This window comes from Amycolatopsis sp. NPDC051061, assembly GCF_040682935.1.
GTDB lineage: Bacteria > Actinomycetota > Actinomycetes > Mycobacteriales > Pseudonocardiaceae > Amycolatopsis.
Genome location: NZ_JBFBBZ010000013.1, coordinates 1 through 25,035 on the forward strand (window position 1 = coordinate 1; position 25,035 = coordinate 25,035).

Consider the following 25,035-nt stretch of genomic DNA (forward strand, 5'->3'; position numbering starts at 1 on the left):
CCCCTCCCTTTGTGGGGGGCGCTGCCCCCCTGTCGCCCCCATTCACTCTTGCGGCCCCGCGGGCGCCCCTAATCTTACACCCGCGACCGGGCGTCAGACCGGGACCGCGTAGACGGCGATCCGCGGGGAGTCGATCCCGGCGAGGTCGTGGGTCCCGTCGCTGGTGATCAGGCGCAGCTCGGGGCCCGGTCCCTCCGGGGCGACGAGCGTGCTGTCCGGCTCGTCCGGCGGGAACGACGCGGTCTTGCGGACCGCGAAACGGGCCTCGCGGCCTTCGTCGTCGCGCACGACGACCGCGGCGCCCGGCTTCAGCGTGCCGAGGCGGGCGAACGCGCCGCTCGAGTACCCGAAGCCGAGGTGACCGGACAGCACGGCGACGCCCGGGGCGCCGGGGGCCGGGCCGTCGGCGAACCAGCCGACCCCCAGCGCCGTGCCGGGCTGCTCCCGGCGACCGCCGACGTGGCCGAGGTCGACCAGGTGGCTCAGCGCGAGGCCCAGGTCGGGGATCGCGAGCGCGGCCGGCAGGACGCCGGCGCCGACGGTCGCGGGCCGGTCCACGGCCGTACCGGGGCCGGCCGGGGCGCCCGGGGTGAGCACCGCCGTGGCGCCGAGCAGGACACAGCCGAGCCCGGCCACCACCGCGAGCACGGCGGCGGCCGGCCGTACGAGCTTCGAGTGCTGCTCGCCCACGTTTTCCTGCCGCACATCGATGAGTCGGGATCGGGCGGGCGAGCGTTACCGAATCGTGTCCAGGGTGCTACGGTTCACTCGATCGGCTTATCCCACTGTGACCTTCGCGTCAATAAGGCCCGTCCGGAGCGGTCAAAGTCGTCAATCACCGGCAGATCTCGGCGATTTCGGGCAGTATTGCGTGTTTCGAGCAGTCGAACCGGGGATATCCCTTCGTCCGGAAGTGAGGTGCGCCGGGTCGTGCGGAAAATCGAAGAGCCCGCGGTGGGCGTACTGGATGTCGGGTCGTTCAGTGCCCGCTTGGTGGTGGTCCCGGTGGACGGTTCGCCCCGCGAGCCGCTGCTGAACCACCAGACGCGGTTGCGCCTGGATCGCGAGCTCGACGACCGCGGCCGGCTCTCCGCCCGCGGTATCACCGCCGTCACGGCCGCCGTCGCCGCGGGGATGACCACGGCGTACCGCCACGGCGTGAGCCACATCTACCCGCTCGCGACGTCCTCGATCCGCGACGCCGCCAACGCGGCCGACGTCGTCCGGCACGTCGCCGGCGAAACCGGCGTCGAGCTGCGCTTCCTCTCCGGCCGCCGCGAAGCCGAACTGACCTACCTGGCCTCCCGCCGCTGGTTCGGCGCGGACGCCGGGCCGCTGCTGGTGCTCGACATCGGCGGCGGCACGGTCGAACTGGCCGCGGGCAGCGGCGACCAGGCCACGTTCGCGCGGTCGCTGCCGCTGGGCGCGCGATCGATGACCCGCGACTGGCTGCCGGGCGAACGCGTGTCGACCAGGCAGGTCAAGGCCTTGCGTGCGCACGCGCTCGACGTCGTGACCACCACGCTGGGTGCCGCGGACGTCGACGACCCGCGGGTCGTCGGCTGTTCGAAGGTGCTGCAGCAGCTCGCGCGGCTGGCCGGGGCGCGCCCGAACAAGTGCAAGGAGCTGCGGCTCGACGACCTGCGCGCCTGGATCCCGCGGCTCGCCGCGCTGCCGCCGTCGAAGCGCGCGAAGCTACCGGGCATCTCCCGCAGCCGCGCGCACCAGGCACTGGCGGGCGCGATCGTGGCGGAAGCGCTGCTGACGGTCGCGGGCGGCAAGGTCGCGATCTGCCCCTGGTCGACCCGCGACGGACTGTTGCTGACCCTGCAGGACAAAGCACGGGAAAAGGGCGGGAAGAAGGTCGTCGCGGCCTGAGCGCTGGCCGTCGCCGGGAAAACCGGGTATTCCGGAAAGCATGAGCGAGCAGCAGCGCATTCACGCCCGTGACGACGAAGACGACGAACTCCCGAAGCTGCCGACCCCCGGCCGGCTGACCCACGACGTGCCGACCGCGCCCGACCCGGACGTGAACCCGGGCGGGACCGAAGAAGTTCCGGCCCCACCCGGGCGGGACGCCGTCAGCGACCTTCCAGGGTGACCGGGTTGGTCGGGTCCGCGTACTGACGCACCTTTTCCGAGTCGCGCCGCATGGGGACGCGGCCGGGGGGCTGCGCCGGCGGGTCGCCCGCGTCGATCTTCGGGATCGCGAACCGCTGCGGTTCCGCGGTGACCGTGATGCGCTCGCCGTGGTGCAGCACTTCCAGCGGCTCGCCGTCCAGCACGTGGTAGGTGGCCTGGTCGCGGTCGATCTCGACCTGGAACCGGGTGCCGCGGAACATCAGCCGGAAGGTGATCCGGTCCAGCTGCGGCGGCAGCCGCGGCGCGAACGCCAGGTCGCCGCCGTGGTCCCGCAGGCCGCCGAAGCCGGCCACGGCGCCCAGCCACGCCCCGGCCAGCGACGCCATGTGCAAGCCGTTGCGGACGTTGTTGTGCACGTCGTGCAGGTCGGTCAGCGCGGCTTCGGCGAGGTAGTCGTAGGCGAGCTCGAGGTGCCCGACCTCGGCCGCGACCACCGCCTGCGTCCCCGCCGACAGCGAAGAGTCGCGCACGGTCCTCGCCTCGTAGTAGGCGAAGTTGCGGGCCTTCTCCTCCGGGCTGAACGAGTCGCCGCACATGTGCAGCGCCAGCACCAGGTCCGCCTGCTTGACGACCTGCTTGCGGTACAGGTCGAAGTACGGGAAGTGCAGCAGCAGCGGGTAGTGCGCGAGGTCCGTGTGCTCGTAGTCCCACTCGTCGTGGTCGAGGAAGCCCTCCGACTGCGGGTGCACGCCGAGCTCCGCGTCGTAGGGCAGGTACATCGCCGCGGCGGCCGCGCGCCAGGTGTCCAGCTCGACCGTGTCGACGCCGAACCGCGCCGCCACGTCCGGGTGGCGCGCGCACGAATCCGCGGCGGCCAGCAGGTTCCGGCGGGCCATCAGGTTCGTGTAGACGTTGTTGTCCGCCACGGCCGAGTACTCGTCGGGGCCGGTGACGCCGTCGATGCGGAAGGCGCCGTGCCGGTCGTGGTGCCCCAGGGAAGCCCACAGCCGCGCGGTTTCCAGGAGCAGCTCGACGCCGTAGTCGCGCTCGAACTCCTCGTCACCGGTCGCGTTGAGGTACCGCACCACGGCGTCGGCGATGTCCGCGCTGACGTGGAACGCGGCCGTGCCCGCCGGCCAGTACGCCGAGCACTCGGCGCCGTTGATCGACCGCCACGGGAACGCCGCGCCGCGCAACGCCAGCTGGTGCGCGCGTTCCCGCGCTTTGTCCATTGTGGAATGGCGCCAGCGCAGGGCGTCGCGCGCCGCGCCCGGCATCGTGTAGGTGAGCACGGGCAGGACGAACGACTCGGTGTCCCAGAAGGCGTGCCCGTCGTAGCCCGGGCCGGTCAGGCCCTTGCCCGCGATCGCGCGGCTTTCGCCGCGGGCTCCGGCCTGCAGGAGGTGGAACAGCGCGAAGCGGACGGCTTGCTGCAGCTCGGGGTCGCCGTCGATCTCGATGTCCGAGGTGGCCCAGAAGTCGTCGAGGAACTCGCGCTGCTCGGTGACCAGGCCCTTCCAGCCGGTCTGGCGCGCGCCCGCCAGCGCGGCCTCGACCTGCGACCGCAACGCGGGCACCGAGCGCTGCGCGGACCAGCCGTAGGCGAGGAACTTGGTGATGCGCAGCCGCCCGCCCTTCGGCACGTCGACCGCGACCGTGAGCCGCGCGAGGTCCTCCTCGGAGTGGATGCGGGCGCGGATCCCGTCGTCCACCTCGATCTTGTGGTCCATCGCCGCGGCCATCCGCAGCCCGGACCGGCGGGTCTGGTGCACCAGCACGGCGTTGTAGTCGGACGCGCGGTGGAACTCGCCGACCAGCGGCGAGTTCAGCGCGGCGGCCACCCGCGGGTCGCTGGTGTCGGACTCGATCGGCTCGTTGGCCAGCAGGTCGGACTGGACGACCAGCTGCAGGTCCTCGTCGAGCGGCTCGACCTCGTACCGGATGGCGGCGATCGCGCGCTGGGTGAACGACACCAGCCGCTCGGTGCGCACGCGGACCCGCCGCCCGGTCGGCGACGACCATTCGGTGCTGCGGCTCAGCGTGCCCTTGCGGAAGTCGAGCACCCGGTCGTGCTTGGTGGCGGCGCCGTAGCGCATGTCGAGCGGCTCGTCCTCGACGAGCAGCCGGATGATCTTGCCGTCGGTCACGTTGACGACGGTCTGGCCCTCTTCGGGGTAGCCGTAGCCCGCTTCGGCGTAGGGGAGTCCGTGCTGCTCGTAAAAGCCGTTGAGGTAGGTGCCGGGCAGGCCGCGCGGCTCGGCTTCCTCCAGGGTGCCGCGCAGGCCGATGTGCCCGTTCGAGACGGCGAACGCCGACTCGGTGCGCTGCAGTGCGTCGACGTCCATGCCGCGCCAACGCAGCTCCCACGCCGCGCACTCGTAGCCGTGGGGTTCTTCTTCGGTCATCAATCCTCCAGGAGGTCGGCGAGGTCGTCGACGACGATGTCGGCCCCGTGGGCCCGCAGCTGCTCGGCCTGGTTGGCGCGGTTCACGCCCACGACGTAGCCGAAGCCGCCGGCCTTCCCGGCCTGGACGCCGGACTGGGCGTCCTCGAACACGGCCGCGTGCGCGGGTTCGACGCCGAGCGCCGCGGCGCCGGCCAGGAACGAGTCCGGCGCAGGCTTGCCCTTGAGGTGCTGCTCGCGGATGGTCAGGCCGTCGACGCGGGCTTCGACGTACTTGCTGAGGTCGCCGGCGTCGAGCACCTTCGCGCCGTTCGCGGACGACGTCACGACGGCGATCCGCAGGCCGGCGGCCTTGGCCGCGTCGAGGTACCGGATCGAGCCGGGGTAGGGGTTCACGCCGCGCTCGTCGATGATTTTCAGGACCAGCTCGTTCTTGCGGTTGCCGACGCCGTTGACGGTGGGGGCGTCCGGCAGGTCGTCGGGGGTGCCTTCCGGCAGTTCGATCCCGCGTGAGCGCAGGAATTCGCGGACTCCGTCGGCGCGCGGGCGGCCGTCCACATAGGTCGCGTAGTCCTGGTCGGTGAACTCGCGGAAGCCGGCGCCGTCGCGGGCGCGAAGAAACTCGTCGAAAGTCCGTTTCCAGGCTTGGCTGTGCAGGACGGCCGTACCGGTAAGAACTCCATCGAGATCGAACAGGCAGGCGGTGATGGTCTCGGGCAATCCCGTCATGCTCGCACGCTACCGGTCGCCCTGGTCGGTCGCGGGCTTGGCGGGGGTCTGGCTCGCGGAGCCCCCGGCCCGAGGCGGAGCCTCGGTTGGCACAGCGGACTCCTGGGGGTGTGGCCGCACCCGATGGATGAGTTCGTGCACGGTCGCGTCGGCGAGCCGGTAGCGCACGACGCGCCCGGTGCGCTGCGTGGTGACCAGCCCGTGCGCGCGTAGTAGCCGCAGCGCCTGGGAAACCGCGGTGTCCGTCATGCCGGTGACCGCGGCGAGGTCGGTGACGCTGATCTCGCGGGCGTAGTGGATCGAGACCAGCAGCGCCAGGCGGGACGGGTCGGCGACCACGGAAAAGCGCTGGGCCCACTCGTCGATGACGGCGCGGTCGCCGAGCCCGTCGACCGCCGCGGCCACCCGTTCCGGGTCGATGAGCTTGCGGCCGGCGTCGTTGTCCACCCCCGGATGATTCCATCCGGGGATCGGCCGCCGGTGGCCTGGGTCACGCCGCGCTTGACGCCGGGGGGTGCGCGGGCGAAGCTGCGATTAAGACAGCTGTCATAATCGAGGAGCCGACATGACCGACGTGGCCGCCGGGGCGCAGACCCGCTCGAAGACCATCACCTGGCAGGACCCGCTGCCGGCCGCCCGCCTCGGCGCCACGATGACCGGGTTCGAGTACCTGACGGGCATCGCGGAGGGGCGCCTGCCCGCGCCGCCGATCGCCGCGCACTTCGGGATGCGCTGGACGCACATCGGCCACGGCGAGGTCGTCGCGGTCATCGAGCCCGACGAGTCGCTGTACAACCCGATCGGGATGGTCCACGGCGGGGTCGCGGCCACGCTGCTGGACTCGGTGGTCGGCTGCGCGGTGCACTCGACGCTGCCGGCCGGCGTCGGTTACTCGTCGGTGGAGCTGAAGGTGAGCTACCTGCGCGCCATCCACGCGGGCCGCGGCGAGATCCGCGCGGCCGGCCGGGTCGTGAAGGAGGGCTCACGGATCGCGTTCGCCGAAGGGGAGATCCGCGACGCCGAAGGCAGGCTCTTGGCGACGGCGTCGGGGACCTGCGTGATCACGCGCCAGTTTCCTTGACGTCCCAGTGCTCGACGAGCAGGCCGTCCTCGACGCGCAGGATGTCGACGATGGCCGTCCCGGCCACGTGCAGGTGCACCATGACGAGGTCGCGCTCGGCGACGACGTGCCGGATCTCGGCGGTCGCGCCGGCCAGCGGCGAGTTCTTGACGGCGTCGGCGAACGTGTCCCGGCCGTTGGGCAGACCGGGGCTGTGGGTGATGAATTCGGGGTGCAGCGCGGCCTTCGCGGCATCGAAGTCCTTGTGCACGAACAGGTTTTCCAGGCAGTCGAGGACGATCATGCGGTTGGTTTCGCTCATGCGGTCATCGTCGGCTTCGCGGGCTTCGCCGTCGATTACGTGTCAGGTAATCACCTGGGCGGCCGGACGCGCCGGGCGCGGATCGCGTCGTCGCCGCCGAATCGGCCGATGATCGATGCCAACAGCGTCCGGGCGTCGTCGACGCGGGCGGCGCCGAACTCCGTCGCCAGTTCGTCCTGAAGTTCTTTTCGCAGTACCCGGGTCGCTTCGACGGCGTGGTGCGCGTGCTCGGTGAGGTGCAGCAGCTTGGTCCGCGCGTCGGCCGGATCGGGTTCGCGGCGCAGCAGGCCCCGGCGTTCGAGATCGGCGACGGTCTTCGACGCGGCCTGCTGCGTCACGCCCATCCGCTCGGCCAGCGCGGTGATGGACAGCGGCGCGGCCAGGACGTGCTGGAGCACGACGCCGTCGTTGAAGCGCAGGTCGCCGAAGCCCTGCTCGGTGAGCCGCCGCTGGACCTCGTCGGTCATCGCCCAGCCCGCGAAGAGGGCGGTGAGGGAGAGGTCGAGGGTGCTAGGATGCACAACCATGGTTGTGGAATCTAGCAGAGTGCCGGCCGAGCTGGCCGGAGCGTTCGTCCGCGTGGCGCACCGCATCGTGTGGTGCACGCTGGTGACCGTCGACCGGCGGGGCCGCCCGCGGTCGAGGGTGGTCCACCCGATCTGGGAAGACGGGCCGGACGGTTTGACGGGATGGCTGTTCACCCGCCCGACGCCGCTGAAGGTGGCGCACCTGGCGGCGTCGCCGTACGTGTCGTGTTCGTACTGGGACCCGCAGCACGAGGTGGCGGTGGCGGAGTGCCGGGCGGAGTTCGCCGACGACATTCCGACGCGCAAGTACTTGTGGGACCTGTTCGCGTCGGCACCGGAACCGCTGGGCTACGACCCGAAGATCTTGGGCGGCGAGGACCACCTGGACCCGAAGATCACGGTGCTGAAGCTGACGCCGTGGCGCGTTTCGACCGGCGGCGAAGCCTGGCGCGCGGCCTAAGCCGCGCCGACGCGGCGGTCGAACACCAGACCCTGGGCCGCCCGCAAGCCCACGCTGATCGCCCCCGCCAGCACCGCGTCCTCGCCCAGTTCGCCCTGGACCACCTTCGGCACCAACGGCGTGAACGCCCGCAGCGCGCGGTCCAACGGCTCCAGCAGCAGGTCCGCCGCCGTGCCCATCCCGCCGCCCAGGACGATCAGCTCCGGGTCGATCACCGCCGCCACCGAGGCCACCGTGTACGCCAGCCGGTCGGCTTCCGCTTCCAGTGCCCGCCGGGCGAGTTCGTCGCCTTCGCGGGCCAGGCGGAACACCTCGCGGGCCGACTTCGCCGTGCCCAGGCCGAGTTCACGGGCGCCGCGGACCACCGACTGGGCCGCCGTCGCCTCCTCCAAATGACCGCGGGCGGGCGGGGTGCCGTCCTCTGAGGACGATCGTGTGCGGCCGTAGGGCAGGTAGCCGATCTCGCCCGCCGCGCCCGTCGCGCCGCGGAACACCCGGCCGTCGACCATCATGCCCATGCCGACGCCCGTGCCGATCGTGATGCAGCCGAACACCGACACTCCGCGCGCGGCTCCGCTTTCGCCCTCGCCGACCGCCGTCAGGTTCGCGTCGTTCTCCACCATCAGGTCCGGGCCCACCGCGGCTTCGAGGTCGTCGATCAGCCCGGCGCGGCCCCAGCCCGGCAGGTTCGGCGCGTGCCGGAAGCAGCGCTTCTCCGGATCGGCGACACCGGGGGAGCCGACCACGCGGACAACGATGTCGGACTGCGCCAGCCGCGCCTCCGCGACGGCCGAAGCCGCGATCTTCCCGACCGCCGTGACCAGCGCGGCGCCCGAACGCGCCGTGTTGCGCTCGTCGCGGCGCGCCACGATCGTGCGGCCGAGGTCCGAGACCGCGACGCGGATGTGCTCGCGCCCGATGTCGACGCCCAGCACGTAGCCCGCCGTCGGGTCGGCCTCGTACAGCACGGCCGAGCGCCCGGTGCCGGTGGAGGTGTGCCCGGTCGGGCGCGCCAGCCCGGCGGCTTCGAGCGCCAGCAGCGCCTGGCTCACCGTCGGCTTCGACAGCCCGGTGTCCTTCGCCACCTGCGGCCGGGTCGCCGGTCCGCCGCGGCGCAGCAGGTCGAGCACCGCCCGCTGGTTGATCTTGCGCATCCCGGCGGGGGTCCCGACCGTTGGAGCTTCTACGCCGGCCACCCTTGCCCGCTTCCTGTCGTCCTCGTGCTTCCTGCCACGCTAGCCGTCCGAGTCCCGGTTCCGCCGGAATACGCCCGCTTCGGGACCCGTTGACCGGGGCATGAGCACTCCGGTACGCGGCCGGGTCCGCGTGGCACAAGGCGCGAAGCGGGTACGCGTGTTCCTCGGCGGGCAGGTCGTCGCGGACACGGTGCACCCCCTTCTGGTGTGGGAAGTTCCCTACTACCCGACGTACTACTTCCCGCGCGCGGACGTCGTCAGCGGCGTTCTCACCCCCTCCGGCCGGACGTCGCACTCGCCCAGCCGCGGAGAAGGCGTTCTGTCGACGATAAAGGGTGGCGGAGCCGAGGCGGTGGACGCCGCGCTGGAATACCCGGATTCGCCCATCGAGGAGCTACGGGACCACGTCCGCTTCGAGTTCGGCGCCTTCGACTGGTTCGAAGAGGACGAACAGATCTTCACGCACCCGCGCGACCCCGGCGTCCGGGTCGACATCCTGCCGAGCTCGCGCCACGTGCGGATCGAGGTCGACGGCGTCACCGTCGCCGACACCGTCCGGCCGCACCTGCTGTTCGAGACCGGCCTGCCGACCCGCTACTACCTGCCCCGCGTCGACGTCCGGATGGACCTGCTCGAGAAGATCGACACCGTGACGCACTGCCCGTACAAGGGTGCCGCCGACCACTTCGACGTGACCGGGCACGAGGACCTCGCCTGGAGCTACCCGACGCCGCTGCCGGAGAGCGAGCGCGTCGCGGGGCTGGTGGCCTTCCTCGACGAGAAGGTCGACGTCTACGTCGACGACGTCCGGCAGGAGCGGCCGAAGACCAAGTTCGCCTGAGCGCTCACGCGTCCGGCAGCCAGTTCCCGTGGAAGCCCGCGGGAACCCGCTGCGGGAGGTGGACGGTCGCGACCGGCGCCGCGGCGACGTCCCCGGCGTCGAGCACGACGAGGTCGCTGCGGTCCTCCACCGCGTTGTAGACGTAAGTCAGCAGCCAGCCTTCGCCGCCTTCGGCCGGGACGAACACCGCTTCGCCGGGGACGTGCCCTTCCCCGAAGACGTGTTCGGTCGCGGTACCGGCGTGCAGGTCGTGGCGGCGCAGGACGTCGTGGCCGGTGACGTGGCCGAAGCGCGCGTCGGAACCGGCGAGCCGGTCGTCGATGCGGGGGAACTCGCCCGGCCGGTCGTCCAGCCGCTCCTCGGTGACCGTGCCGGCGACGGGATCGATGGTCCACCGGTGGAGGAACGCCGGCGGGTCGTCGTGGCCCGCCCACCACTGGTGGTCGTAGCGCAGGACCTGCACGACGATCCGGCCGTCCGGCGTGTCGAACGCGTTGAGCGTGTGGAAGACGTAGCAGGGCTCGATCTCCAGCCAGCGCACGCCGGCTTCGGGCCGGTCGCGGCGCAGCACGCCGAGCCGCGCGCCGTAGCCCGTGTTCCAGCGGTAGGGCATGCCCTGGCCGACCGACGCCTGGTCGAACACGACGGGCAGGTCGTAGAAGACGGCGTGCCCGGCCGTGAGCGCGAAGTCGTGCATCATCGTCAGCCCCGGCACGTCGAGGGGCTGCTTGACGACCAGCTCGCCGGCGGCGTCGGCGCGGTAGTAGCTGACGTGCGGCGCGGTGATGCTGCCGTAGCCGAAGAAGTGCAGTTCGCCGGTCGTGGGGCAGATCTTCGGGTGCGCGGTCATCGAGTCGGCCAGCTCGCCGCCGAAGTCGTAGGCGCCGACGGTCTCGAGGTCCGTCGTGATCTCGTACGGCAGCGAGGATTCGACGAGCGCGAGCGTGCGGCCGGCGTGGTTCACCACGTGCGTGTTCGCGACGCTGGCGTGCAGGTTGCGCGTGCCGTCTTCGTTGTACAGCTTGAGATCCGGGTCGTCGAAGCTGTCGGTGCGCACCCACCGGTTGCGGTACCAGGCGGCGCGGCCGTGCTCGAGCCGGACGCCGTGGACCATGCCGTCGCCGGTGAACCAGTGCTTGCTGTCCGCACGCGGGTTCGGGCCGTTGCGCAGGTACCAGCCGGTCAGCTCGGGCGGCAGGGCGCCGGCCACCGGGAGGTCGAACGCGGTCAGCTCGTCGTGGACCGGGGCGTAGGCGCCGCTCAGGTGGAAATCGCTGGTGGTCATGTCAGGCGGCTTTCCCGGCTCGGGCGCGCACGATGCGCGGGTAGCGGATGGTGAAGGCAACGGGGACGGCGAAGCCGAGGACCTTGAGGGTGATCAAGGCGGCCGTCGCGTGCGGGGCGTAGTTCAGCAGCGCGATACCGGCGAGCCCGGTGACGGTGAAGCTCGCGGCCCACACGAGCGTGATGAGCACGTTGACCCGCTTGAAGACCGGGTTGTCCCAGAGTTCCGGCGGTGTCATCGTCCGCGCGATGCCGAGGGTGAACGGCCGGCCCAGCGCGAGCGAGCCCCAGGCGGTGAGGGCCAGCCAGGCGTCGGTGAGCGCGCCGGTGTAGGTCTTCACCGGCGACGCGGGAAAGGCGAAGGCCACGGCCGTGAGCAGGGCGAAGAAGGCGAGCGCGCTCCACTCGATGATGAGGGCGTCCGCCTTGCGGCCTTCGCGGCGGGCGAGCACGAGCAGCGCGGCCGAGATGACCAGGCCGGTCAGGCCGGACCAGCGCCAGTCGAAGTGCGTCGCGACCACGGCGAACGCGATCCACGGAAGGAAGCTCTTCAGGTAGTTCATGCGGGTCTCCCCAGACGTTCCAACTCTGACATGTCGAAACTAGAAGCTCCTAGGTAGACATGTCAAGAGTGGAATGTCAGACTGAGGACATGAGCCTGCGCCACGCTGTCCTCGGTCTGCTGGAAGAGTGCCCGATGAGCGGCTACGACCTGCTGAAACGCTTCGAGCAGGCGATGTCCAACGTCTGGGCGGCCACGCAGAGCCAGCTCTACGGCGAGCTCGGCAAACTCGAGACCGGAGGGCTGATCCGCGTCCACGCCGAGGGGCCGCGCGGGCGCAAGGAGTACGAGATCACCGAGGCCGGGCGCGCGGAGCTGCGGCACTGGCTGGTCGACGTCGAGCCGAACCGCGTGACGCGCAACGAGTCCCTGCTACGGGTGTACTTCCTCGGAGCGGTCGGCCCGGAACGCGCCCGGGAGTACCTGGAGTACCTCGGGGAGACGGGCCGACGCCGCTCCGGGCGGCTGGAAGACCTGGAGACCTCGATCGACTGGGGCGACGACGACGCCTCGGTCTACGGCCGCCTGGTCCTGGAATGGGGCAAGCGGTTCTCGGCCATGCAGCGCGAATGGGCCGAGTGGGCGGTCAAGCAGGTCGAGTGAGGGCCGTATAACGCCCTATATGGCCGAGGGGTCACTCGTCACTGCTATCTTCCGGATCATGACTCGCGGTGAGGACGACGAGCGCGTCACGACCCTGGCGATGGCGGCGGGCCGTGGCGACCGGCGGGCGCTGGAGGAGTGGGTCCGCGCGACGCAGGCCGACGTCTGGCGCTTCCTCGCCCACCTCACCGACGCGTCCTCGGCTGACGACCTGACGCAGGAGACCTACCTTCGTGCTTTCGGCAGCCTTCGCCGCTTCGCCGGACGTTCGTCCTCGCGGACCTGGCTGCTGTCCATCGCGCGCCGGGTCGTCGTCGACCAGATCCGGGCCGCGGGCGCCCGCCCGAAGATCGCCGACACCGACTGGGAAGCCGCCGCCGAGCGCACCCGGAACCCGGCGGCCGGCTTCGAGGAGCTCGTCGAGCTGGGCCTGCTGCTCGACGGCCTGGAGCCGGAGCGGCGCGAAGTCCTCGTGCTGACCCAGGTCCTCGGCCTGTCCTACGCCGAGGCCGCCGACGTCTGCGGCTGCCCGGTCGGCACCGTCCGCTCCCGCGTCGCCCGCGCCCGCGAGGACCTGATCCAGGCCCGGCGTGCGCGCGGGGCCGGCTAGCGGACCGCGGGGCGCAGGTCGTCCACCCAGAGCCTGGTCATGCGGCCAGCATCTCACGGGTGCGGGCCTGTTCCGGCGCCGACCCGAACGGCATCACCAGCAGCTCGGTCGCGCCCGCGTCTTCCAGGGCTTTCACTTGGCGGCGCACGGTTTCCTCGTCACCGATGAGCGCGCTGTCCGAGGCTCGGGCGTAGCCGTCGCGGTCCAAAATGGACCGGTACGCCGGCACGCTCGCCGCCGCGCCGTACGTGTCCTCGACCCACTTGCGGCGTTCGTCCACTTCGGACGTCACGCAGATCAGCTGACCCGAAACAACCCGCCGGTCGGCGCCCAGTGTCGGTACCACGAACTCGCCGATCGCGCGCGGGCCCGCCCACGTCGTGATCACGCCGTCGGCCAGCTCGCCCGCCAGGCTCGTCGAGCCCGGGCTGACCGAGCCCACCAGGACCGCGGGCCGGGCGGCGCCGGGCGTCGTCAGGCCGCCCGCCGCGGTGAGCGACTCGCCGTGGACGTCCGCCTTTTCCCCGCGCAGCAACGGGTTCAGCGCCTCGAGGTACTCGCGCAGGTGCCGGAGCGGGCGATCGTAGGAGTACCCGAACTCCCGCTCGACGATGTACCGGTGACTCAGTCCGACGCCGAGGTGGACCGGCGCGCCGGTCGCCGCCTGGACGGTCAGCGCCTGCGCGGCCATCGTGATCGGGTGCCGCGGGTAGGTCGGCACGACGCACGTGCCCAGCTCGAGGCCGGGTGCCGCGGCGCCGAGCGCGGGCAACGCCGTGAGCGCGTCCCAGCCGCCGCGCTGCGCCAGCCACAGCGTGCCGTAGCCGAGCTTCGCGGCTTCGCGTGCTTGCGCGATCATGCCGTCGAAGCCGACGCCCAGTTCGTCGATCAGGATTCCGGTGCGCATGCGTTCTCCCAGTTTGTCGTTCAGTACGCGCGCTCGAGCTGCTTCCGGTCGAGCGCGACGGATTCGGTGAACAGCGCGACGACCCGCGGCGCCACTTCGCGCAGCCGCATCGTCGAGACGGCGACCGGCTCGAAGGCGTGCGCGACGGTGTCGGCGATCAGCGCGGGCTCGGGCGGGGGATTTCCGCCGAGGAAGCCGTGCAGCACCGCCTGGTAGGCGACGGCGAGTTCGCGGGCCGGCCGGTCGGCGCGGAGCAGGTCGTTGCCCGCCAGTAGTTCGAGGTACTCGACGAACGCCTCGTCGTGGCGCGGGTCGAGCTTGGCGTGCAGCTTCGGCAGGAGCTTCCCGAGCGTGTCGGCATTGTCGGCATATCCCGCGCGCAGCAGCGGACGGCCCAGCACGTTGGCGTACTGGATCTCGGTCAGCCGCGACAGCCGCGCGGCGAGCGGGTCCGCTTCGACCGCCCGGACGAGGTCTTCGATGCTGCGCACGGACTCCCGGAGCAGCACCGCGAGGAACAGCTCCTCGCGGTTCTTCCAGTGCAGGTAGACGGTCCCCTTGCCGACGTCCGCGCGCTCGGCGACGTCCTCGATGGTCGTGCGCCGGTAGCCGGCCCGCAGCAGCAGCTCGGAGGCCGCGTCGAGGATCCGCTCGGCCCGCTCGGCGCGGTCTTCGGCAGGAGGCATGACGCCATCATATGACTAAATACGAAATCTGGTCAAACGTTGGCGCCGAAAGAGGGCGGGCCGCGCGGGGCGCCCGCCCTCCTCGTGGGTCTCAGCCGTCCGAGGACCGCTTCCAGAGGTTGATGCCCGCGTCGGTGGCGTGGCCGTCGATCTCGGTCAGCTCCTCCGAGCTGAAATCGAGGTTGCCGAGCGCGCCGACGTTGTCCTCGAGCTGCTTGACGCTGCTCGCGCCGATCAGCACCGACGTCACGCGGTGGTCGCGCAGGGCCCACGCGAGCGCCAGCTGCGCCAGCGACTGGCCGCGTCGTGAGGCGATCTCGTTCAGCGCCCGGACCCGGCCCAGCCGGTCTTCGTCGAGGGTGTCCGGGTCGAGGGACTTGCCCTGCGCCGCCCGCGAATCCGACGGCACGCCCTTGAGGTACTTGTCCGTGAGCAGCCCCTGAGCCAGCGGTGAGAACGCGATGCAGCCCGCGCCCGCGTCGTCCAGCGTGTCCAGGAGCCCGTCCTCCTCGATCCAGCGGTTCAGCATCGAGTACGACGGCTGGTGGATCAGCAGCGGCGTGCCGAGCTCGCGCAGCAGCCGCGCCGCCTCCGCGGTCCGCTCCGAGTTGTACGACGAAATCCCGACGTAAAGCGCTTTCCCGGCACGGACGGCGGAGTCGAGCGCCCCGACCGTCTCCTCGAGCGGCGTCTCGGGGTCGAACCGGTGGGAGTAGAAGATGTCGACGTAGTCCAGGCCCAGCCGGCCGAGCGACTGGTCCAGAGAGGACAGCAGGTACTTGCGGGAACCCCACTCGCCGTACGGGCCGGGCCACATGTCGTAGCCGGCCTTGCTGGAGATCACCAGTTCGTCGCGGTACGGCTTGAAGTCGGTGGCCAGCAGCCGCCCGAAGTTCTCCTCCGCCGAGCCGTAGGGCGGGCCGTAGTTGTTGGCCAGGTCGAAGTGCGTGATGCCGAGGTCGAAGGCGCGGCGGGTGATGTCGCGCTGGCTCTGCAGCGGGCGGTCGTGGCCGAAGTTGTGCCACAGCCCGAGCGAGATCGCGGGCAGCTTGAGCCCGGAACGTCCGCAGCGCCGGTAGGGGATCGATTCGTATCGGCCGGAAGCCGCAACGTAGGTCACGCGGCCGATGCTACTGCGCCGTTCGTTGACAATCCGACCACAGGCACGGCCGACCAGGCCCGCAGTGACGGTTACGTGCCGCTCGGGGGACGGCCTGCTTTTGGCCGGATCGTCACCGGGGCTGTCGGGTACGCTCCGGGTGAGCGATCGCTTAGGAGGCACGTGGTGGGCACCGGATTCTTCACCTCCGTCGACGACGTGTCGGCCAAGCTGGCCGAAGCCGGCTACCTGGCCTCGACGGCGGTGGCGACCACGGTGTTCCTCGCCGACCGGCTCGGCAAGCCGCTGCTGGTCGAGGGCCCCGCCGGCGTCGGCAAGACCGAGCTCGCCAAGGCCGTTGCGCAGGTCAGCGGTTCGCGGCTGGTGCGCCTGCAGTGCTACGAGGGCATCGACGAGGCTCGCGCGCTCTACGAGTGGAACCACGCGAAGCAGCTGCTGCGGATCACCGCCGGCCGCGACGAGACGTGGGAAGAGGCCCGCACCGACATCTTCGGCGAGGAGTTCCTGCTGCGCCGCCCGCTGCTGACGGCGATCTCGTCGGACGAGCCGACCGTGCTGCTCATCGACGAGACCGACAAGGCCGACATGGAGGTCGAGGGCCTGCTGCTGGAGGTGCTCGGCGACTTCCAGGTGACCGTGCCGGAGCTGGGCACGATCACCGCGACGCGCGCGCCGTTCGCCGTCTTGACCTCGAACGCGACGCGCGAGCTGTCCGAGGCGCTGCGTCGCCGGTGCCTGTTCCTGCACATCGACTTCCCGGACGAAGACCTCGAACGCGACATCGTCCGGCTCAAGGTGCCGGGCATCGACGCCGCGCTCGCGGATTCCGTCGTCCGGGTGATCGCCGCGCTGCGCGCGATGGACCTGCGCAAGCTGCCGTCGGTCGCCGAGACCATCGACTGGGCGCGCACGCTGCTCGCGCTCGGCGCGTCGACGCTCGACGAGCAGGTCGTGCGGGAGAGCCTTGGTGTCGTCCTCAAGCACCAGGACGACATCGCCAAGGCCGGCGCCGGCCTGAAGCTCGAACAGGTCCTGGACGCGTCGTGACCGGCGGCGTGCCGGAGCGGCTCGCGTCGTTCGTCCGGGCCCTGCGGGTCCAGGGCATCCCGGCCGGGCCCGCCGAGACGGTCGACGCCGCGGCCGCGCTGGAAGTCCTGGGCCTGGACGACCGCTCACTGGTCCGCGAAGGACTGGCCGCGGCGCTGGTCCGGCGCGGCGGCCAGCGCGCGGTGTTCGACGCCGCGTTCGACCTGTACTTCCCCGCCGGGATCGGCGCGCCCGAGCGGGCCCGCGAGGACCAGCCCTCGACGCTGGAGGAACTGCGTGAGGAGCTCGCCGCCGCGCTCGCGGACGGCGACCAGCAGGCCCTCTCCCAGCTGGCCGGGCTCGCGGTCGACATGCTCGGGCAGTACGGCTCGGCGTCCGGTCCCGGGGGCGGCTTCTCGGCGCACCAGACCCTGGAGCGGCTCCAGCCGCAGACGCTCATCGCGCGGGTGCTGGCCGCGGTGCGCGGTGGCGGCGCGCGCGGCGAGTTCACCGACCGGCTCGACCGCGACGAGATCCGCCGCCGCGTCGAAGGCTTCCGCGGGCAGGTCCGCACGGAGGCCCGCCGGCGCGCGGCCGAGGTCCGCGGCCGCGAGCGCGTCGCCAAGCACGCCATCGCGCCCGCGCCCGACCGCGTCGACTTCCTCATCGCCAGCCGCGCCCAGCTCGCGGAGCTGCGGCGGACGATCCAGCCGTTGTCCCGCAAGCTCGCGACGCGCCTCGCCGCCCGCCGCAAGCGCACCACGCGCGGGCAGATCGACCTGCGCCGCACGCTGCGGCGGTCCCTGTCGACCGGCGGGGTGCCGTTGCGCCCGGCCTACCGCCACCGGCGGCCCGGCCGGCCCGAAATCGTGCTGCTGTGCGACCTGTCCGGCTCGGTCGCGGGGTTCGCGAACTTCACCATGCTGCTGGTCCAGGCCCTGCGCGACCAGTTCAGCAAGATCCGCGTGTTCGCGTTCGTCGACAGCGCCGACGAGGTCACCCACCTGGTCACCACCGGCGTCGCCGACCCCGAGCACCTGGGCGCGCGCATGCTGTCCGAAGCGGCGCTGGTGCGCTGGGACGGCCACAGCGACTACGGCGGCTCACTGCGCCAGTTCACGGCGAACTGGCTCGACGCGGTCGGCCCGCGCACGTCGGTGCTGATCCTCGGCGACGCCCGCACCAACGGCGGCGACCCGAACCTCGACGCCGTCCGCGAGATCAAGGCCCGCGCCCGGCACGTCTACTGGCTGAACCCGGAGCGGCGGTCGCTGTGGTCGACCGGCGACTCGGCGGCGCTGGAGTACGCCGACGTCGTCGAGATGCACGAGTGCCGCACGGTGCACCAGCTCGGCACGCTGGTCACCCGCCTGCTGCCGGTGTGAGCCACGCGTCGATGTCGCGCAGCATCGCTTCTTTGGTCGCTTCGGGCGCGAAGGACGCGGTGACGCTCGCCCGCGCGAAGCCCGCCATCACGGCGTCGTCGTAGCGGAACGCGTTTCGGACCCGGGCGTACTCAGCGGCCAGGTTCGCGCCGGTGACCGACGGGACGTCGGTGTTGAGCGTGACCGTCAGCCCGGCGTCGAGGAGCCGGGGGAGCGGGTGCTCGGGTAGTGCCGGCACCAGTCCGAGCGTCACGTTCGACGACGGGCAGACCTCCAGCGCGAGACCCCGGCCGCGGACCTCGGCGACCAGCCCGGGGTCGTCGAGGACGCGGATGCCGTGGCCCAGCCGTTCGGTGCGGCCGATGTCGAGGGCTTCGCGGATGCTGTCCGGGCCGGCGTCTTCACCCGTGTGGTGCAGCAGGTGGAGTCCGCCGGCTCGGGCCTTCTCGAAGACCGTCGCGAAGGGACGCAGGGAGTGGCTTTCCTCGCCGGCCATGCCGATCGCGAAGACTTCGTCGTACTTCAGCGCGAGGTCGAGGGTGCGCTCGGCGCGTTCGACCGAGCGGCGTCGCGAGTGGTCCAGCAGCAGCCGCCATCCGAGTCCGGAAGGGCTCGCGGTCAGTCCTTTGAGGACGGATTCGAGCGGCATCTCCAGGTCGCCCAGGCGTTCTCCGTGCGAAGCCGCGGTGAACGTGATTTCGGCGTAGCGCGTGCCCTGAGCGGCTTCGTCTTCGCAGTACTCGCGGGCGACGCGCTCGAAGTCTTCGGGACGCCGGAGGCAGGCCCGGACGAGCGCGTTGTAGTCGGCGAAGGCGCGGAAGCCGTCGAAGACCGGGGGTTCAGCCGGGACGTCGATGCCGTTGGCCTCGCCGAGCTCACGGAGCGTACCCGGCCGGATCGTGCTCTCCAGGTGGACGTGCAGGTGGGCCTTCGGCAGGGTGGCCAAGTCGCGCATGATCGCGAGCTTAAGGGCGCCCGGCGCTGATCCGCGCGGCATTTTCGAGGCCGGTGACGGTCCGTCACGCCGTGCTCGAAGGTTTGGCGGTCGTCACACGGGGAACCTTCGGGTGGTTCGTCCGCGTTGTCAGGATGACCGAAACCCGATGAGGGAGGACCACCGTGCCGTTGATGCGCAGACTGACCATGTTGGCCGGGGCCGCGGGCGCGGCCCGCGCCTACGCCAAAAAGAACCCCGAAAAGGTGAACCAGTACGTCGGCAAGGCCGCCAAGTTCGTCGACGACCGGACCAAGGGCAAGTACCACGACCGGATCGCCGGCGCCGTCCGCAAGGTCAACTCCGTGACCGGACCGGACGGGCAGCCGGGGCCGGCCGCCCGCTAGGTCACTCGGCCGTCAGGACCTCGAGGACGCCTTCGCCGTACTTGGCGAGCTTGTTCTCGCCGACACCGCTGACCGTGCCCAGGTCGGCCAGCGAAGACGGCCGTTGCGTGGCGATCTGGCGCAGGGTCGCGTCGTGGAAGATGACGTACGCGGGCATGCCCTGCTCCTTCGCGACGCCGGCCCGCCAGGCACGCAGACGCTCGAACAGCGGGGCCGCTTCCGCGGGCATGTCCACCGCGGGGGCGGCCTTCCTGCTGCCACGGACCTTCGCGGCCGCCGCGCGCTCGGGCTCGCGGCGCAGCAGCACCTCGCGATCACCGCCCAGCACCTCGGCGCTGGCCTCGGTGAGCACCAGCGAGCCGTAGTCGCCTTCGACCGCGAGCAGGCCCTGGGCCAGCAGCTGCCGCACGACCGCGCGCCACTCCGGCTCGCGCAGCTCGGTGCCGATGCCGAACGTCTTGAGCGTGTCGTGCTGGAACTGCGTGACCTTCGGCGTGGACTTGCCGAGCAGGATGTCGATCACCTGCCCGGCGCCGAACTTCTGCCGCCGTTCGTTGCGCAGCCGCACGATCGTCGACAGCAGCTTCTGCGCCGGGATCGTGCCGTCGAACTTCTCCGGCGGGCTCAGGCACGTGTCGCAGTTGCCGCAGGGCTCGCCCTGCTGCCCGAAGTAGTTGAGGATCTGCACGCGGCGGCATTCCACCGTCTCGCACAGCGCGAGCATCGCGTTCAGGTGCGCGCCCAGCCGCCGCCGGTGCGCGTCGTCGCCCTCGGACGTGTCGATCATCTTGCGCTGCTGCACGACGTCCTGCAGCCCGTACGCGAGCCAGGCGGTCGACGGCAGGCCGTCGCGCCCCGCGCGCCCCGTCTCCTGGTAGTAGCCCTCGACCGACTTCGGCAGGTCGAGGTGCGCGACGAACCGGACGTCCGGCTTGTCGATGCCCATGCCGAACGCGATCGTCGCGACCACGATGAGGCCGTCCTCGCGCAGGAACCGCGACTGGTGCTTCGCGCGGGTGCGCGCGTCGAGGCCCGCGTGGTAGGGCACCGCCGGAATCCCGTTCTGTACTAAGAACTCCGCGGTCTTCTCGACCGAGTTGCGGGACAGGCAGTAGACGATGCCCGCGTCGCCCGGGTGCTCGGTGCGCAGCAGCTCGAGCAATTGCCGCTGCGGCGAGTTCTTGCCGACGATCCGGTACTGGATGTTCGGCCGGTCGAAACTGGCGACGAAGTGACGGGCCTCGTCGAGGTTCAGCCGCGCCGCGATCTCTTTGTGCGTGGCTTCGGTGGCCGTCGCGGTCAGCGCGATCCGCGGCACGTCCGGCCAGCGCTCGTGCAGCGCGGAGAGCTGGAGGTAGTCGGGCCGGAAGTCGTGGCCCCACTGGGCGACGCAGTGCGCCTCGTCGATCGCGAACAGCGAGATCTTGCCGCGGTCGAGCAGCCGCACGGTGGACTCGACCGTAAGCCGTTCCGGGGCCAGGTAGAGCAGGTCGAGCTCGCCGGACAGGAACGCCGACTCGACTTCCTGGCGGGCCGCGTAGTCCTGCGTGGAGTTGAGGAAACCGGCGCGGACCCCGGCGTTGCGCAGCGCGTCGACCTGGTCCTGCATCAGCGCGATCAGCGGTGAGACGACCACGCCCACCCCGGGCCGCACCAGCGCGGGGATCTGGTAGCACAACGACTTCCCGCCCCCGGTGGGCATCAGCACGAGCGCGTCGCCGCCGGCGATCACGTGCTCGACGATCGCCGCCTGGTCGCCGCGGAAGCTGTCGTAGCCGAACACGCGCTGGAGCGTCTCCAGCGCTTCGGACACCGTTGCCGTCTCGGGGGCTGCCACGCGCCGAGTCTAGAGCCGGGGTCCGACAACTTCCGGCCGCCCTCTCCGGCGCGCCGCCGCTCCACCGGTGACACACTGGTCGTGATGGACGAATACTTCCCGGTTCCCGATCTCGCCGCGCATTTCGGCGGAGAATGGCGGCTCGACCGCGAAATCCTCACCGCCGACGGCGATCCGGCGGGGGAGGTGACCGGCACCGCCACCTTCGCCGAGGAGGACGGCGTCCTCGTCTACCGCGAAGCCGGCGAAATGCGGCTCGCCGCGTTCACCGGCCCGGTGACCCGCACCCTGCATTACCGGCCCACCGCGCCCGGCCGCGCCGACGTGCACTTCGACCACGGCGGGTTCTTCCACGCCCTCGACCTGCGCGCCGGGCACTGGGACACCGACCACCCGTGCCGCGACGACCTCTACCGCGGGAGCTACCGGGTGCTCGACGCGCGGCGCTGGCGGCAGGAGTGGGCGGTCCGCGGTCCGGCGAAGGACCACCTGATCGTCACCCGGTTCAGCCGGCCGACGGGCTGAGCAGGTCGCCGCTCGAGACGGTGCGCAGGTCCACGCGGTGTTCACGGGCGTCCGCGGTGGCCGCTTCGGCCTGGGGCGCGTTGCGGCCGCCGGTGTCGTCCTTTGCCTTCCAGGGATGCTCAGACGATTCCGCCGTTGGCGCGCAGGACCTGGCCGTTGACCCAGCGGGCCGGGCCGGCGAGGAACGCGACGACCTCGGCGATGTCCTCGGGCTTGCCGAGCCGCTCGAGCGGCGGCTGCTTGGCCATCCGGCCGATGGTCTCCTCGTCCTTGCCGTCGAGGAACAGCGCGGTCGCCGTCGGGCCGGGCGCCACGGTGTTGACGGTGATGTCGCGGCCGCGCAGCTCGCGCGCCAGGATCATGGTGATCGCCTCGACCGCGCCCTTGGTCGCGTTGTAGATGCCGTAGCCGGGCAGGTTCAGCCCGAGCACCGACGTCGAGGTGGTGATCACCGCGCCGCCGTCGCGCACCCGCTTCGCGGCCTGCTGGGCCACGGCGAACGTGCCGCGGATGTTCGTGCGGTGCACCCGGTCGAGCACCTCGAAGTCGGTGTCGGCGATCGGCGTCGGCGCGTTCATGACGCCGGCCAGGTGCGCGACGACGTCGACGCCGCCGTAGGTGGCCTCTGCCGTGTCGAACAGCTCCGCGACCGCGGCTGGGTCGGCCACGTCGGCGCGGACGGCGATCGCCTGGCCGCCCCGCTCGGTGATGGCGTCGACCGCGGCCTGGGCCTCCTTCTCGTTGCCGGCGTAGTTGACGACGACCGCCATGCCGTCGGCGCCCAAGCGCTCGGCGACCTGGCGGCCGATGCCGCGGGAGCCGCCGGTGACGATCGCGACGCGAGTGGTGCTCATGGGTCCTTCTTCCGTCAGGCGGTGGTGGTATCACCGCTTCCGTCGTTATGTTATCGATGATAGCACTCTGACGGTAACAGTGCTAGTTCGGCGGTGTTACCTTCGTTACATCGCTGGATGCGCGCGGCATCCGGCCGTATCCGCGCCGCCGGTCGGCCGAATCGCGGATAAACGCGGTTTCCGGCACCGGCGCGCGGGAACTCCGGACGCGTCGGGGGCGACATCCGTGAAGGAGTTTGCACAATGCCCACATGGCTGATCGTCGTGATCGTCATCGTGGCCATCGCGGTGCTCGGCGCCGTGATTTGGCTTGTGACACAAGAGATGCAGCGAAAGCGGCTGCAGCAGCGGTTCGGTCCGGAGTACGACCGGGCCGTCAAGGAGAGCGACAACCCGCGTGCGGCGCAACGCGAACTCGCCGAGCGGGAACGCCGGCACAAGGAGCTGGACATCCGCCCGCTCTCGGCGTCGGCGCGCGAGCGCTACGCCCGGGAATGGGCGCAGGTGCAGGAAAAGTTCGTCGACCAGCCGTCCGCGGCGGTCGCCGAGGCCGATCGGCTCCTGGTCGCGCTGATGGGCGAGCGCGGCTACCCGACCGAGGGCTACGAGCAGCAGGTGGCCGACCTTTCCGTGCGGCACGCCAAGACCCTGGAGCACTACCGCGCCGCGCACACCACGCAGCAGAAGCGTGACGGAGCGTCCACTGAGGATCTGCGCGACGCGATGGTGCGCTACCGCACGGTCTTCGAAGACCTGCTGACCGACGGCGCGGACGACGATCGGCACGACGACGCCGACCGCGACCGTGACCACGACCGTCGCAACGGGCACGACCACGCCGGGCAGGACGGTGACCACACCGATCGCCGAGACGCCGAGGCCCGCGACGACGACCGGCACGAGACCCGCAAGACCGACGTGTCCCCCGAAACGGGACAGCACGAGCGCCAAGCGTCCGCGCAGCCGCGGACCGAGTGGAACGGAGGACGCTGACCATGACCGAGCACCTGACCCGGCACAGCACCGAACACGACGACGACTTCACCGGGCGTGAGGAAGTCCGCGAGCCCGACGCCACCGGCGTCGACGGGAACCAGGCCGACTTCCGCGAACCGGGCGCCGACGAGAGCCGTGTCGACGAGAACCGGGACGACGAGAGCCGCGCCGACGGTGGCGACCACACCCTGAGCACCGCCGACCTGGCTTCGGCGTCCGCCCAGCCCACCGATTCCCGCACGGACTCCGACACCACGCCCGCGGGGTCGGGTGGCGACGTGGAAGCGCCGCCGCTGATCGACCAAGAGAAGGTCACCGGCTTCCGGGACCGCTGGCAGAACGTGCAGACCGGCTTCGTCGACGACCCGAAGCAGGCTGTGCACGAGGCCGACGAGCTGGTCGCGGCCGTGATCAGTGCCCTGGCCACCACGTTCGCCGAGCACAAGAGCGAGCTGGAAGGCCAGTGGCAGCAGGGTGAGCCGGCCACCGAGGAGCTGCGGATCGCGCTGCGCCGCTACCGCTCGTTCTTCGACCAGCTGCTGCCGCGGTAGCGGGAACCGTTTGCCGGCGGGCATGATCGGGTAGCTCGCCGGTGAACGGCTTCAGCAACGGGAGGCAGCCGATGAACGTGGCCGATCTGCTCGTCGACGGCTTCGGCCGGGTCCGGGAGAACGTGCACGCGGCGGTGGAAGGGCTCACCGCCGAGCAGCTCCGGACCCGGCTGGACGACGAGGCCAACTCGATCGCCTGGCTGGTGTGGCACCTGACCCGGGTCCAGGACGACCACGTCGCCGACGTGGCCGGCACCGAGCAGGTGTGGACCGGCCAGGACTGGCTTTCGCGGTTCGGTCTCCCGTTCCCCGCGGGCGACACCGGCTTCGGGCGCCGCCCAGCCGACGTCGAAGCGGTCCGGGTCGACAAGCCGGAGCTGCTCACCGGGTACTACGACGCCGTGCACGAGCAGACCGTCCGGTTCGTCGAGGGGCTCGACGGGCAAGCGCTCGACCGGATCGTCGACGAGGCCTGGGACCCGCCGGTGACCCTGGGTGTGCGGCTCGTCAGCGTCCTCGACGACGACATCCAGCACGCCGGGCAGGCGATGTTCGTCCGCGGTGTGCTGGAGCGCCGCTAGTCTTCGTAGCCCTCCCCGCGGTGATCGGCCAAGCGCCGCGGGCCGGGCCCGTCGGCGCCGAGCCGGTCGCCCGGGTTGGCGAGCCGGCACTTGGCCAGGGACATGCACCCGCAGCCGATGCAGTCGGTGAGCTCGTCGCGCAGCTGTTCCATCTGGCGGATCCGCGCGTTCAGGTCTTCCTGCCAGCACTGGGAGATCCGGGCCCAATCGGCCCGGGTCGGCGTGCGGTCGTCGGGCAGCAGGGCGAGCACCTCGCGGATCGTCGACAGCGGCATGCCGACCCGCTGGGACATCCGGATGAACGTGACCCGCCGCAGCGCGTCGCGGCAGTAGCGGCGCTGGTTGCCGGCGGTGCGGCGGCTGCGGATGAGGCCTTCGTCCTCGTAGAACCGCAGGGCCGAGGCCGGAACTCCGCTGCGCCGGGAGAGTTCGCCGACGGTGAGCTCGGGCAGCGTCCGTGCGGTGGCGTTGACCATGTTTCCCACCCAACCACAACCGCACGCTTGACTTCAAGCGAGCTTGAAGTCTGATCCTGGCCCGGACGGC

Annotated in this window: 29 protein-coding genes and 1 pseudogene; 14 read left to right on the top strand and 16 right to left on the bottom strand. The window is 71.4% G+C overall.

What is annotated here, in order from left to right; genetic code table 11:
• Positions 1 to 93 precede the first annotated feature (93 nt).
• Positions 94 to 705 (bottom strand): class F sortase, encoded by a 612-nt coding sequence (locus AB0N03_RS19020; protein WP_364372980.1) that lies wholly within the window; start codon positions 703 to 705, stop codon positions 94 to 96.
• A 225-nt stretch (positions 706 to 930) separates the two neighbouring features.
• On the opposite strand from AB0N03_RS19020, the gene AB0N03_RS19025 reads away from it, so the two are divergent.
• A complete protein-coding gene (locus tag AB0N03_RS19025) occupies positions 931 to 1,878 on the top strand; it encodes an exopolyphosphatase (RefSeq protein WP_364372983.1) in 948 nt (315 codons plus the stop codon).
• Between the two features lie 40 nt (positions 1,879 to 1,918).
• Positions 1,919 to 2,101, top strand: coding sequence for a hypothetical protein (locus AB0N03_RS19030; protein ID WP_364372986.1), 183 nt, complete (start codon positions 1,919 to 1,921; stop codon positions 2,099 to 2,101).
• On the opposite strand, the gene AB0N03_RS19035 is transcribed toward AB0N03_RS19030, so the two are convergent.
• From AB0N03_RS19035 to AB0N03_RS19045, 3 genes and pseudogenes are all read right to left on the bottom strand, one after another.
• Positions 2,082 to 4,487: a glycosyl hydrolase family 65 protein gene (locus AB0N03_RS19035; RefSeq protein ID WP_364372988.1), complete on the bottom strand. Its 2,406-nt coding sequence runs from the start codon at positions 4,485 to 4,487 to the stop codon at positions 2,082 to 2,084. The two genes, AB0N03_RS19030 and AB0N03_RS19035, sit on opposite strands and share 20 nt — an antisense overlap.
• Positions 4,487 to 5,215 carry a beta-phosphoglucomutase family hydrolase gene (locus AB0N03_RS19040; protein ID WP_364372991.1) on the bottom strand — a complete coding sequence of 243 codons (729 nt, stop codon included), beginning with the start codon at positions 5,213 to 5,215 and terminating at the stop codon, positions 4,487 to 4,489. Before AB0N03_RS19040 ends, AB0N03_RS19035 begins: the two co-directional genes overlap by 1 nt.
• Positions 5,216 to 5,317: 102 nt before the next feature.
• A pseudogene (locus AB0N03_RS19045) lies at positions 5,318 to 5,662 on the bottom strand (metalloregulator ArsR/SmtB family transcription factor); the annotation flags it as partial.
• 118 nt (positions 5,663 to 5,780) lie between these two features.
• Here AB0N03_RS19045 and AB0N03_RS19050 point away from each other — a divergent pair.
• A complete protein-coding gene (locus AB0N03_RS19050) occupies positions 5,781 to 6,296 on the top strand; it encodes a PaaI family thioesterase (RefSeq protein WP_364372994.1) in 516 nt (171 codons plus the stop codon).
• Here the strand turns inward: AB0N03_RS19050 and AB0N03_RS19055 are convergent.
• Positions 6,277 to 6,597 (bottom strand): ester cyclase, encoded by a 321-nt coding sequence (locus AB0N03_RS19055; RefSeq protein WP_364372997.1) that lies wholly within the window; start codon positions 6,595 to 6,597, stop codon positions 6,277 to 6,279. The genes AB0N03_RS19050 and AB0N03_RS19055 overlap by 20 nt on opposite strands.
• A 50-nt stretch (positions 6,598 to 6,647) precedes the next feature.
• On the bottom strand, positions 6,648 to 7,124 hold the full coding sequence (locus tag AB0N03_RS19060) for a MarR family transcriptional regulator (protein WP_364373000.1): 477 nt from the start codon (positions 7,122 to 7,124) through the stop codon (positions 6,648 to 6,650).
• On the opposite strand from AB0N03_RS19060, the gene AB0N03_RS19065 reads away from it, so the two are divergent.
• Complete coding sequence (locus AB0N03_RS19065; protein WP_364373003.1) at positions 7,123 to 7,584, top strand: pyridoxamine 5'-phosphate oxidase family protein; 462 nt, start codon at positions 7,123 to 7,125, stop codon at positions 7,582 to 7,584. The genes AB0N03_RS19060 and AB0N03_RS19065 overlap by 2 nt on opposite strands.
• On the opposite strand, the gene AB0N03_RS19070 is transcribed toward AB0N03_RS19065, so the two are convergent.
• Complete coding sequence (locus tag AB0N03_RS19070; protein ID WP_364373006.1) at positions 7,581 to 8,780, bottom strand: ROK family protein; 1,200 nt, start codon at positions 8,778 to 8,780, stop codon at positions 7,581 to 7,583. The genes AB0N03_RS19065 and AB0N03_RS19070 overlap by 4 nt on opposite strands.
• Positions 8,781 to 8,880: 100 nt before the next feature.
• Here AB0N03_RS19070 and AB0N03_RS19075 point away from each other — a divergent pair, with 100 nt between their 5' ends.
• Positions 8,881 to 9,621 carry a DUF427 domain-containing protein gene (locus AB0N03_RS19075; protein WP_364373009.1) on the top strand — a complete coding sequence of 247 codons (741 nt, stop codon included), beginning with the start codon at positions 8,881 to 8,883 and terminating at the stop codon, positions 9,619 to 9,621.
• Positions 9,622 to 9,625: 4 nt separating this feature from the next.
• On the opposite strand, the gene AB0N03_RS19080 is transcribed toward AB0N03_RS19075, so the two are convergent.
• Both AB0N03_RS19080 and AB0N03_RS19085 read right to left on the bottom strand, forming a co-directional pair.
• Positions 9,626 to 10,906 (bottom strand): carotenoid oxygenase family protein, encoded by a 1,281-nt coding sequence (locus AB0N03_RS19080; RefSeq protein WP_364373012.1) that lies wholly within the window; start codon positions 10,904 to 10,906, stop codon positions 9,626 to 9,628.
• A gap of 1 nt (position 10,907) precedes the next feature.
• Positions 10,908 to 11,468, bottom strand: a complete 561-nt coding sequence (locus tag AB0N03_RS19085; RefSeq protein WP_364373015.1) for a hypothetical protein — start codon at positions 11,466 to 11,468, stop codon at positions 10,908 to 10,910.
• Positions 11,469 to 11,557: 89 nt separating this feature from the next.
• Here AB0N03_RS19085 and AB0N03_RS19090 point away from each other — a divergent pair, with 89 nt between their 5' ends.
• Together AB0N03_RS19090 and sigC are read left to right on the top strand one after the other, a co-directional pair.
• A complete protein-coding gene (locus AB0N03_RS19090) occupies positions 11,558 to 12,070 on the top strand; it encodes a PadR family transcriptional regulator (protein ID WP_364373018.1) in 513 nt (170 codons plus the stop codon).
• A gap of 58 nt (positions 12,071 to 12,128) precedes the next feature.
• A complete protein-coding gene (sigC, locus tag AB0N03_RS19095; protein ID WP_364373021.1) occupies positions 12,129 to 12,680 on the top strand; it encodes an RNA polymerase sigma factor SigC in 552 nt (183 codons plus the stop codon).
• A gap of 37 nt (positions 12,681 to 12,717) precedes the next feature.
• Here sigC and AB0N03_RS19100 read toward each other — a convergent pair whose 3' ends face one another.
• The 3 genes from AB0N03_RS19100 to mgrA form a co-directional block, all read right to left on the bottom strand.
• Positions 12,718 to 13,587 carry a TIGR03564 family F420-dependent LLM class oxidoreductase gene (locus tag AB0N03_RS19100; protein WP_364373024.1) on the bottom strand — a complete coding sequence of 290 codons (870 nt, stop codon included), beginning with the start codon at positions 13,585 to 13,587 and terminating at the stop codon, positions 12,718 to 12,720.
• 20 nt (positions 13,588 to 13,607) lie between these two features.
• Positions 13,608 to 14,273: a helix-turn-helix domain-containing protein gene (locus tag AB0N03_RS19105; RefSeq protein ID WP_364373027.1), complete on the bottom strand. Its 666-nt coding sequence runs from the start codon at positions 14,271 to 14,273 to the stop codon at positions 13,608 to 13,610.
• A gap of 91 nt (positions 14,274 to 14,364) precedes the next feature.
• The gene (gene mgrA, locus AB0N03_RS19110; RefSeq protein WP_364373030.1) at positions 14,365 to 15,393 is read right to left on the bottom strand and encodes an L-glyceraldehyde 3-phosphate reductase; all 1,029 of its coding nucleotides are present in this window, start codon (positions 15,391 to 15,393) and stop codon (positions 14,365 to 14,367) included.
• A 165-nt stretch (positions 15,394 to 15,558) separates the two neighbouring features.
• On the opposite strand from mgrA, the gene AB0N03_RS19115 reads away from it, so the two are divergent.
• Together AB0N03_RS19115 and AB0N03_RS19120 are read left to right on the top strand one after the other, a co-directional pair.
• Complete coding sequence (locus tag AB0N03_RS19115; protein WP_364373033.1) at positions 15,559 to 16,440, top strand: MoxR family ATPase; 882 nt, start codon at positions 15,559 to 15,561, stop codon at positions 16,438 to 16,440.
• Positions 16,437 to 17,804 carry a VWA domain-containing protein gene (locus AB0N03_RS19120; protein ID WP_364373036.1) on the top strand — a complete coding sequence of 456 codons (1,368 nt, stop codon included), beginning with the start codon at positions 16,437 to 16,439 and terminating at the stop codon, positions 17,802 to 17,804. Before AB0N03_RS19115 ends, AB0N03_RS19120 begins: the two co-directional genes overlap by 4 nt.
• Here AB0N03_RS19120 and add read toward each other — a convergent pair.
• Positions 17,782 to 18,759, bottom strand: a complete 978-nt coding sequence (gene add / locus AB0N03_RS19125) for an adenosine deaminase (protein WP_364373039.1) — start codon at positions 18,757 to 18,759, stop codon at positions 17,782 to 17,784. The genes AB0N03_RS19120 and add overlap by 23 nt on opposite strands.
• A 164-nt stretch (positions 18,760 to 18,923) precedes the next feature.
• Between add and AB0N03_RS19130 the strand changes: the two genes are divergently transcribed.
• Positions 18,924 to 19,145, top strand: coding sequence for an antitoxin (locus tag AB0N03_RS19130; protein WP_364373042.1), 222 nt, complete (start codon positions 18,924 to 18,926; stop codon positions 19,143 to 19,145).
• 1 nt (position 19,146) lies between these two features.
• Here AB0N03_RS19130 and recQ read toward each other — a convergent pair whose 3' ends face one another.
• Positions 19,147 to 20,982 carry a DNA helicase RecQ gene (gene recQ / locus AB0N03_RS19135; protein ID WP_364373045.1) on the bottom strand — a complete coding sequence of 612 codons (1,836 nt, stop codon included), beginning with the start codon at positions 20,980 to 20,982 and terminating at the stop codon, positions 19,147 to 19,149.
• An 84-nt stretch (positions 20,983 to 21,066) separates the two neighbouring features.
• Here recQ and AB0N03_RS19140 point away from each other — a divergent pair, with 84 nt between their 5' ends.
• Complete coding sequence (locus AB0N03_RS19140; protein ID WP_364373048.1) at positions 21,067 to 21,507, top strand: DUF6314 family protein; 441 nt, start codon at positions 21,067 to 21,069, stop codon at positions 21,505 to 21,507.
• Between the two features lie 119 nt (positions 21,508 to 21,626).
• Here AB0N03_RS19140 and AB0N03_RS19145 read toward each other — a convergent pair whose 3' ends face one another.
• The gene (locus AB0N03_RS19145) at positions 21,627 to 22,361 is read right to left on the bottom strand and encodes an SDR family oxidoreductase (protein WP_364373051.1); all 735 of its coding nucleotides are present in this window, start codon (positions 22,359 to 22,361) and stop codon (positions 21,627 to 21,629) included.
• Positions 22,362 to 22,604: 243 nt separating this feature from the next.
• Here AB0N03_RS19145 and AB0N03_RS19150 point away from each other — a divergent pair, with 243 nt between their 5' ends.
• From AB0N03_RS19150 to AB0N03_RS19160, 3 genes are all read left to right on the top strand, one after another.
• Positions 22,605 to 23,354 (top strand): hypothetical protein, encoded by a 750-nt coding sequence (locus tag AB0N03_RS19150; protein ID WP_364373054.1) that lies wholly within the window; start codon positions 22,605 to 22,607, stop codon positions 23,352 to 23,354.
• 2 nt (positions 23,355 to 23,356) lie between these two features.
• On the top strand, positions 23,357 to 23,908 hold the full coding sequence (locus tag AB0N03_RS19155; RefSeq protein ID WP_364373057.1) for a hypothetical protein: 552 nt from the start codon (positions 23,357 to 23,359) through the stop codon (positions 23,906 to 23,908).
• Between the two features lie 71 nt (positions 23,909 to 23,979).
• Positions 23,980 to 24,489 (top strand): DUF664 domain-containing protein, encoded by a 510-nt coding sequence (locus tag AB0N03_RS19160; RefSeq protein WP_364373060.1) that lies wholly within the window; start codon positions 23,980 to 23,982, stop codon positions 24,487 to 24,489.
• Here the strand turns inward: AB0N03_RS19160 and soxR are convergent.
• Positions 24,486 to 24,965 carry a redox-sensitive transcriptional activator SoxR gene (gene soxR, locus AB0N03_RS19165; RefSeq protein WP_364373062.1) on the bottom strand — a complete coding sequence of 160 codons (480 nt, stop codon included), beginning with the start codon at positions 24,963 to 24,965 and terminating at the stop codon, positions 24,486 to 24,488. The genes AB0N03_RS19160 and soxR overlap by 4 nt on opposite strands.
• Between the last annotated feature and the right edge of the window lie 70 nt (positions 24,966 to 25,035).

Bases quoted from the DNA above. Each gene is read 5' to 3' on its own strand.
- AB0N03_RS19030 (WP_364372986.1), top strand. From the start codon at position 1,919: ATGAGCGAGCAGCAGCGCATTCACGCCCGTGACGACGAAGACGACGAA.
- AB0N03_RS19035 (WP_364372988.1), bottom strand. From the start codon at position 4,487: ATGACCGAAGAAGAACCCCACGGCTACGAGTGCGCGGCGTGGGAGCTG.
- AB0N03_RS19040 (WP_364372991.1), bottom strand. From the start codon at position 5,215: ATGACGGGATTGCCCGAGACCATCACCGCCTGCCTGTTCGATCTCGAT.
- AB0N03_RS19050 (WP_364372994.1), top strand. From the start codon at position 5,781: ATGACCGACGTGGCCGCCGGGGCGCAGACCCGCTCGAAGACCATCACC.
- AB0N03_RS19055 (WP_364372997.1), bottom strand. From the start codon at position 6,597: ATGAGCGAAACCAACCGCATGATCGTCCTCGACTGCCTGGAAAACCTG.
- AB0N03_RS19065 (WP_364373003.1), top strand. From the start codon at position 7,123: ATGGTTGTGGAATCTAGCAGAGTGCCGGCCGAGCTGGCCGGAGCGTTC.
- AB0N03_RS19060 (WP_364373000.1), bottom strand. From the start codon at position 7,124: ATGGTTGTGCATCCTAGCACCCTCGACCTCTCCCTCACCGCCCTCTTC.
- AB0N03_RS19075 (WP_364373009.1), top strand. From the start codon at position 8,881: ATGAGCACTCCGGTACGCGGCCGGGTCCGCGTGGCACAAGGCGCGAAG.
- AB0N03_RS19080 (WP_364373012.1), bottom strand. From the start codon at position 10,906: ATGACCACCAGCGATTTCCACCTGAGCGGCGCCTACGCCCCGGTCCAC.
- AB0N03_RS19085 (WP_364373015.1), bottom strand. From the start codon at position 11,468: ATGAACTACCTGAAGAGCTTCCTTCCGTGGATCGCGTTCGCCGTGGTC.
- AB0N03_RS19090 (WP_364373018.1), top strand. From the start codon at position 11,558: ATGAGCCTGCGCCACGCTGTCCTCGGTCTGCTGGAAGAGTGCCCGATG.
- sigC (WP_364373021.1), top strand. From the start codon at position 12,129: ATGACTCGCGGTGAGGACGACGAGCGCGTCACGACCCTGGCGATGGCG.
- AB0N03_RS19100 (WP_364373024.1), bottom strand. From the start codon at position 13,587: ATGCGCACCGGAATCCTGATCGACGAACTGGGCGTCGGCTTCGACGGC.
- AB0N03_RS19105 (WP_364373027.1), bottom strand. From the start codon at position 14,273: ATGCCTCCTGCCGAAGACCGCGCCGAGCGGGCCGAGCGGATCCTCGAC.
- add (WP_364373039.1), bottom strand. From the start codon at position 18,759: ATGCGCGACTTGGCCACCCTGCCGAAGGCCCACCTGCACGTCCACCTG.
- AB0N03_RS19140 (WP_364373048.1), top strand. From the start codon at position 21,067: ATGGACGAATACTTCCCGGTTCCCGATCTCGCCGCGCATTTCGGCGGA.
- AB0N03_RS19145 (WP_364373051.1), bottom strand. From the start codon at position 22,361: ATGAGCACCACTCGCGTCGCGATCGTCACCGGCGGCTCCCGCGGCATC.
- AB0N03_RS19150 (WP_364373054.1), top strand. From the start codon at position 22,605: ATGCCCACATGGCTGATCGTCGTGATCGTCATCGTGGCCATCGCGGTG.
- AB0N03_RS19155 (WP_364373057.1), top strand. From the start codon at position 23,357: ATGACCGAGCACCTGACCCGGCACAGCACCGAACACGACGACGACTTC.
- AB0N03_RS19160 (WP_364373060.1), top strand. From the start codon at position 23,980: ATGAACGTGGCCGATCTGCTCGTCGACGGCTTCGGCCGGGTCCGGGAG.
- soxR (WP_364373062.1), bottom strand. From the start codon at position 24,965: ATGGTCAACGCCACCGCACGGACGCTGCCCGAGCTCACCGTCGGCGAA.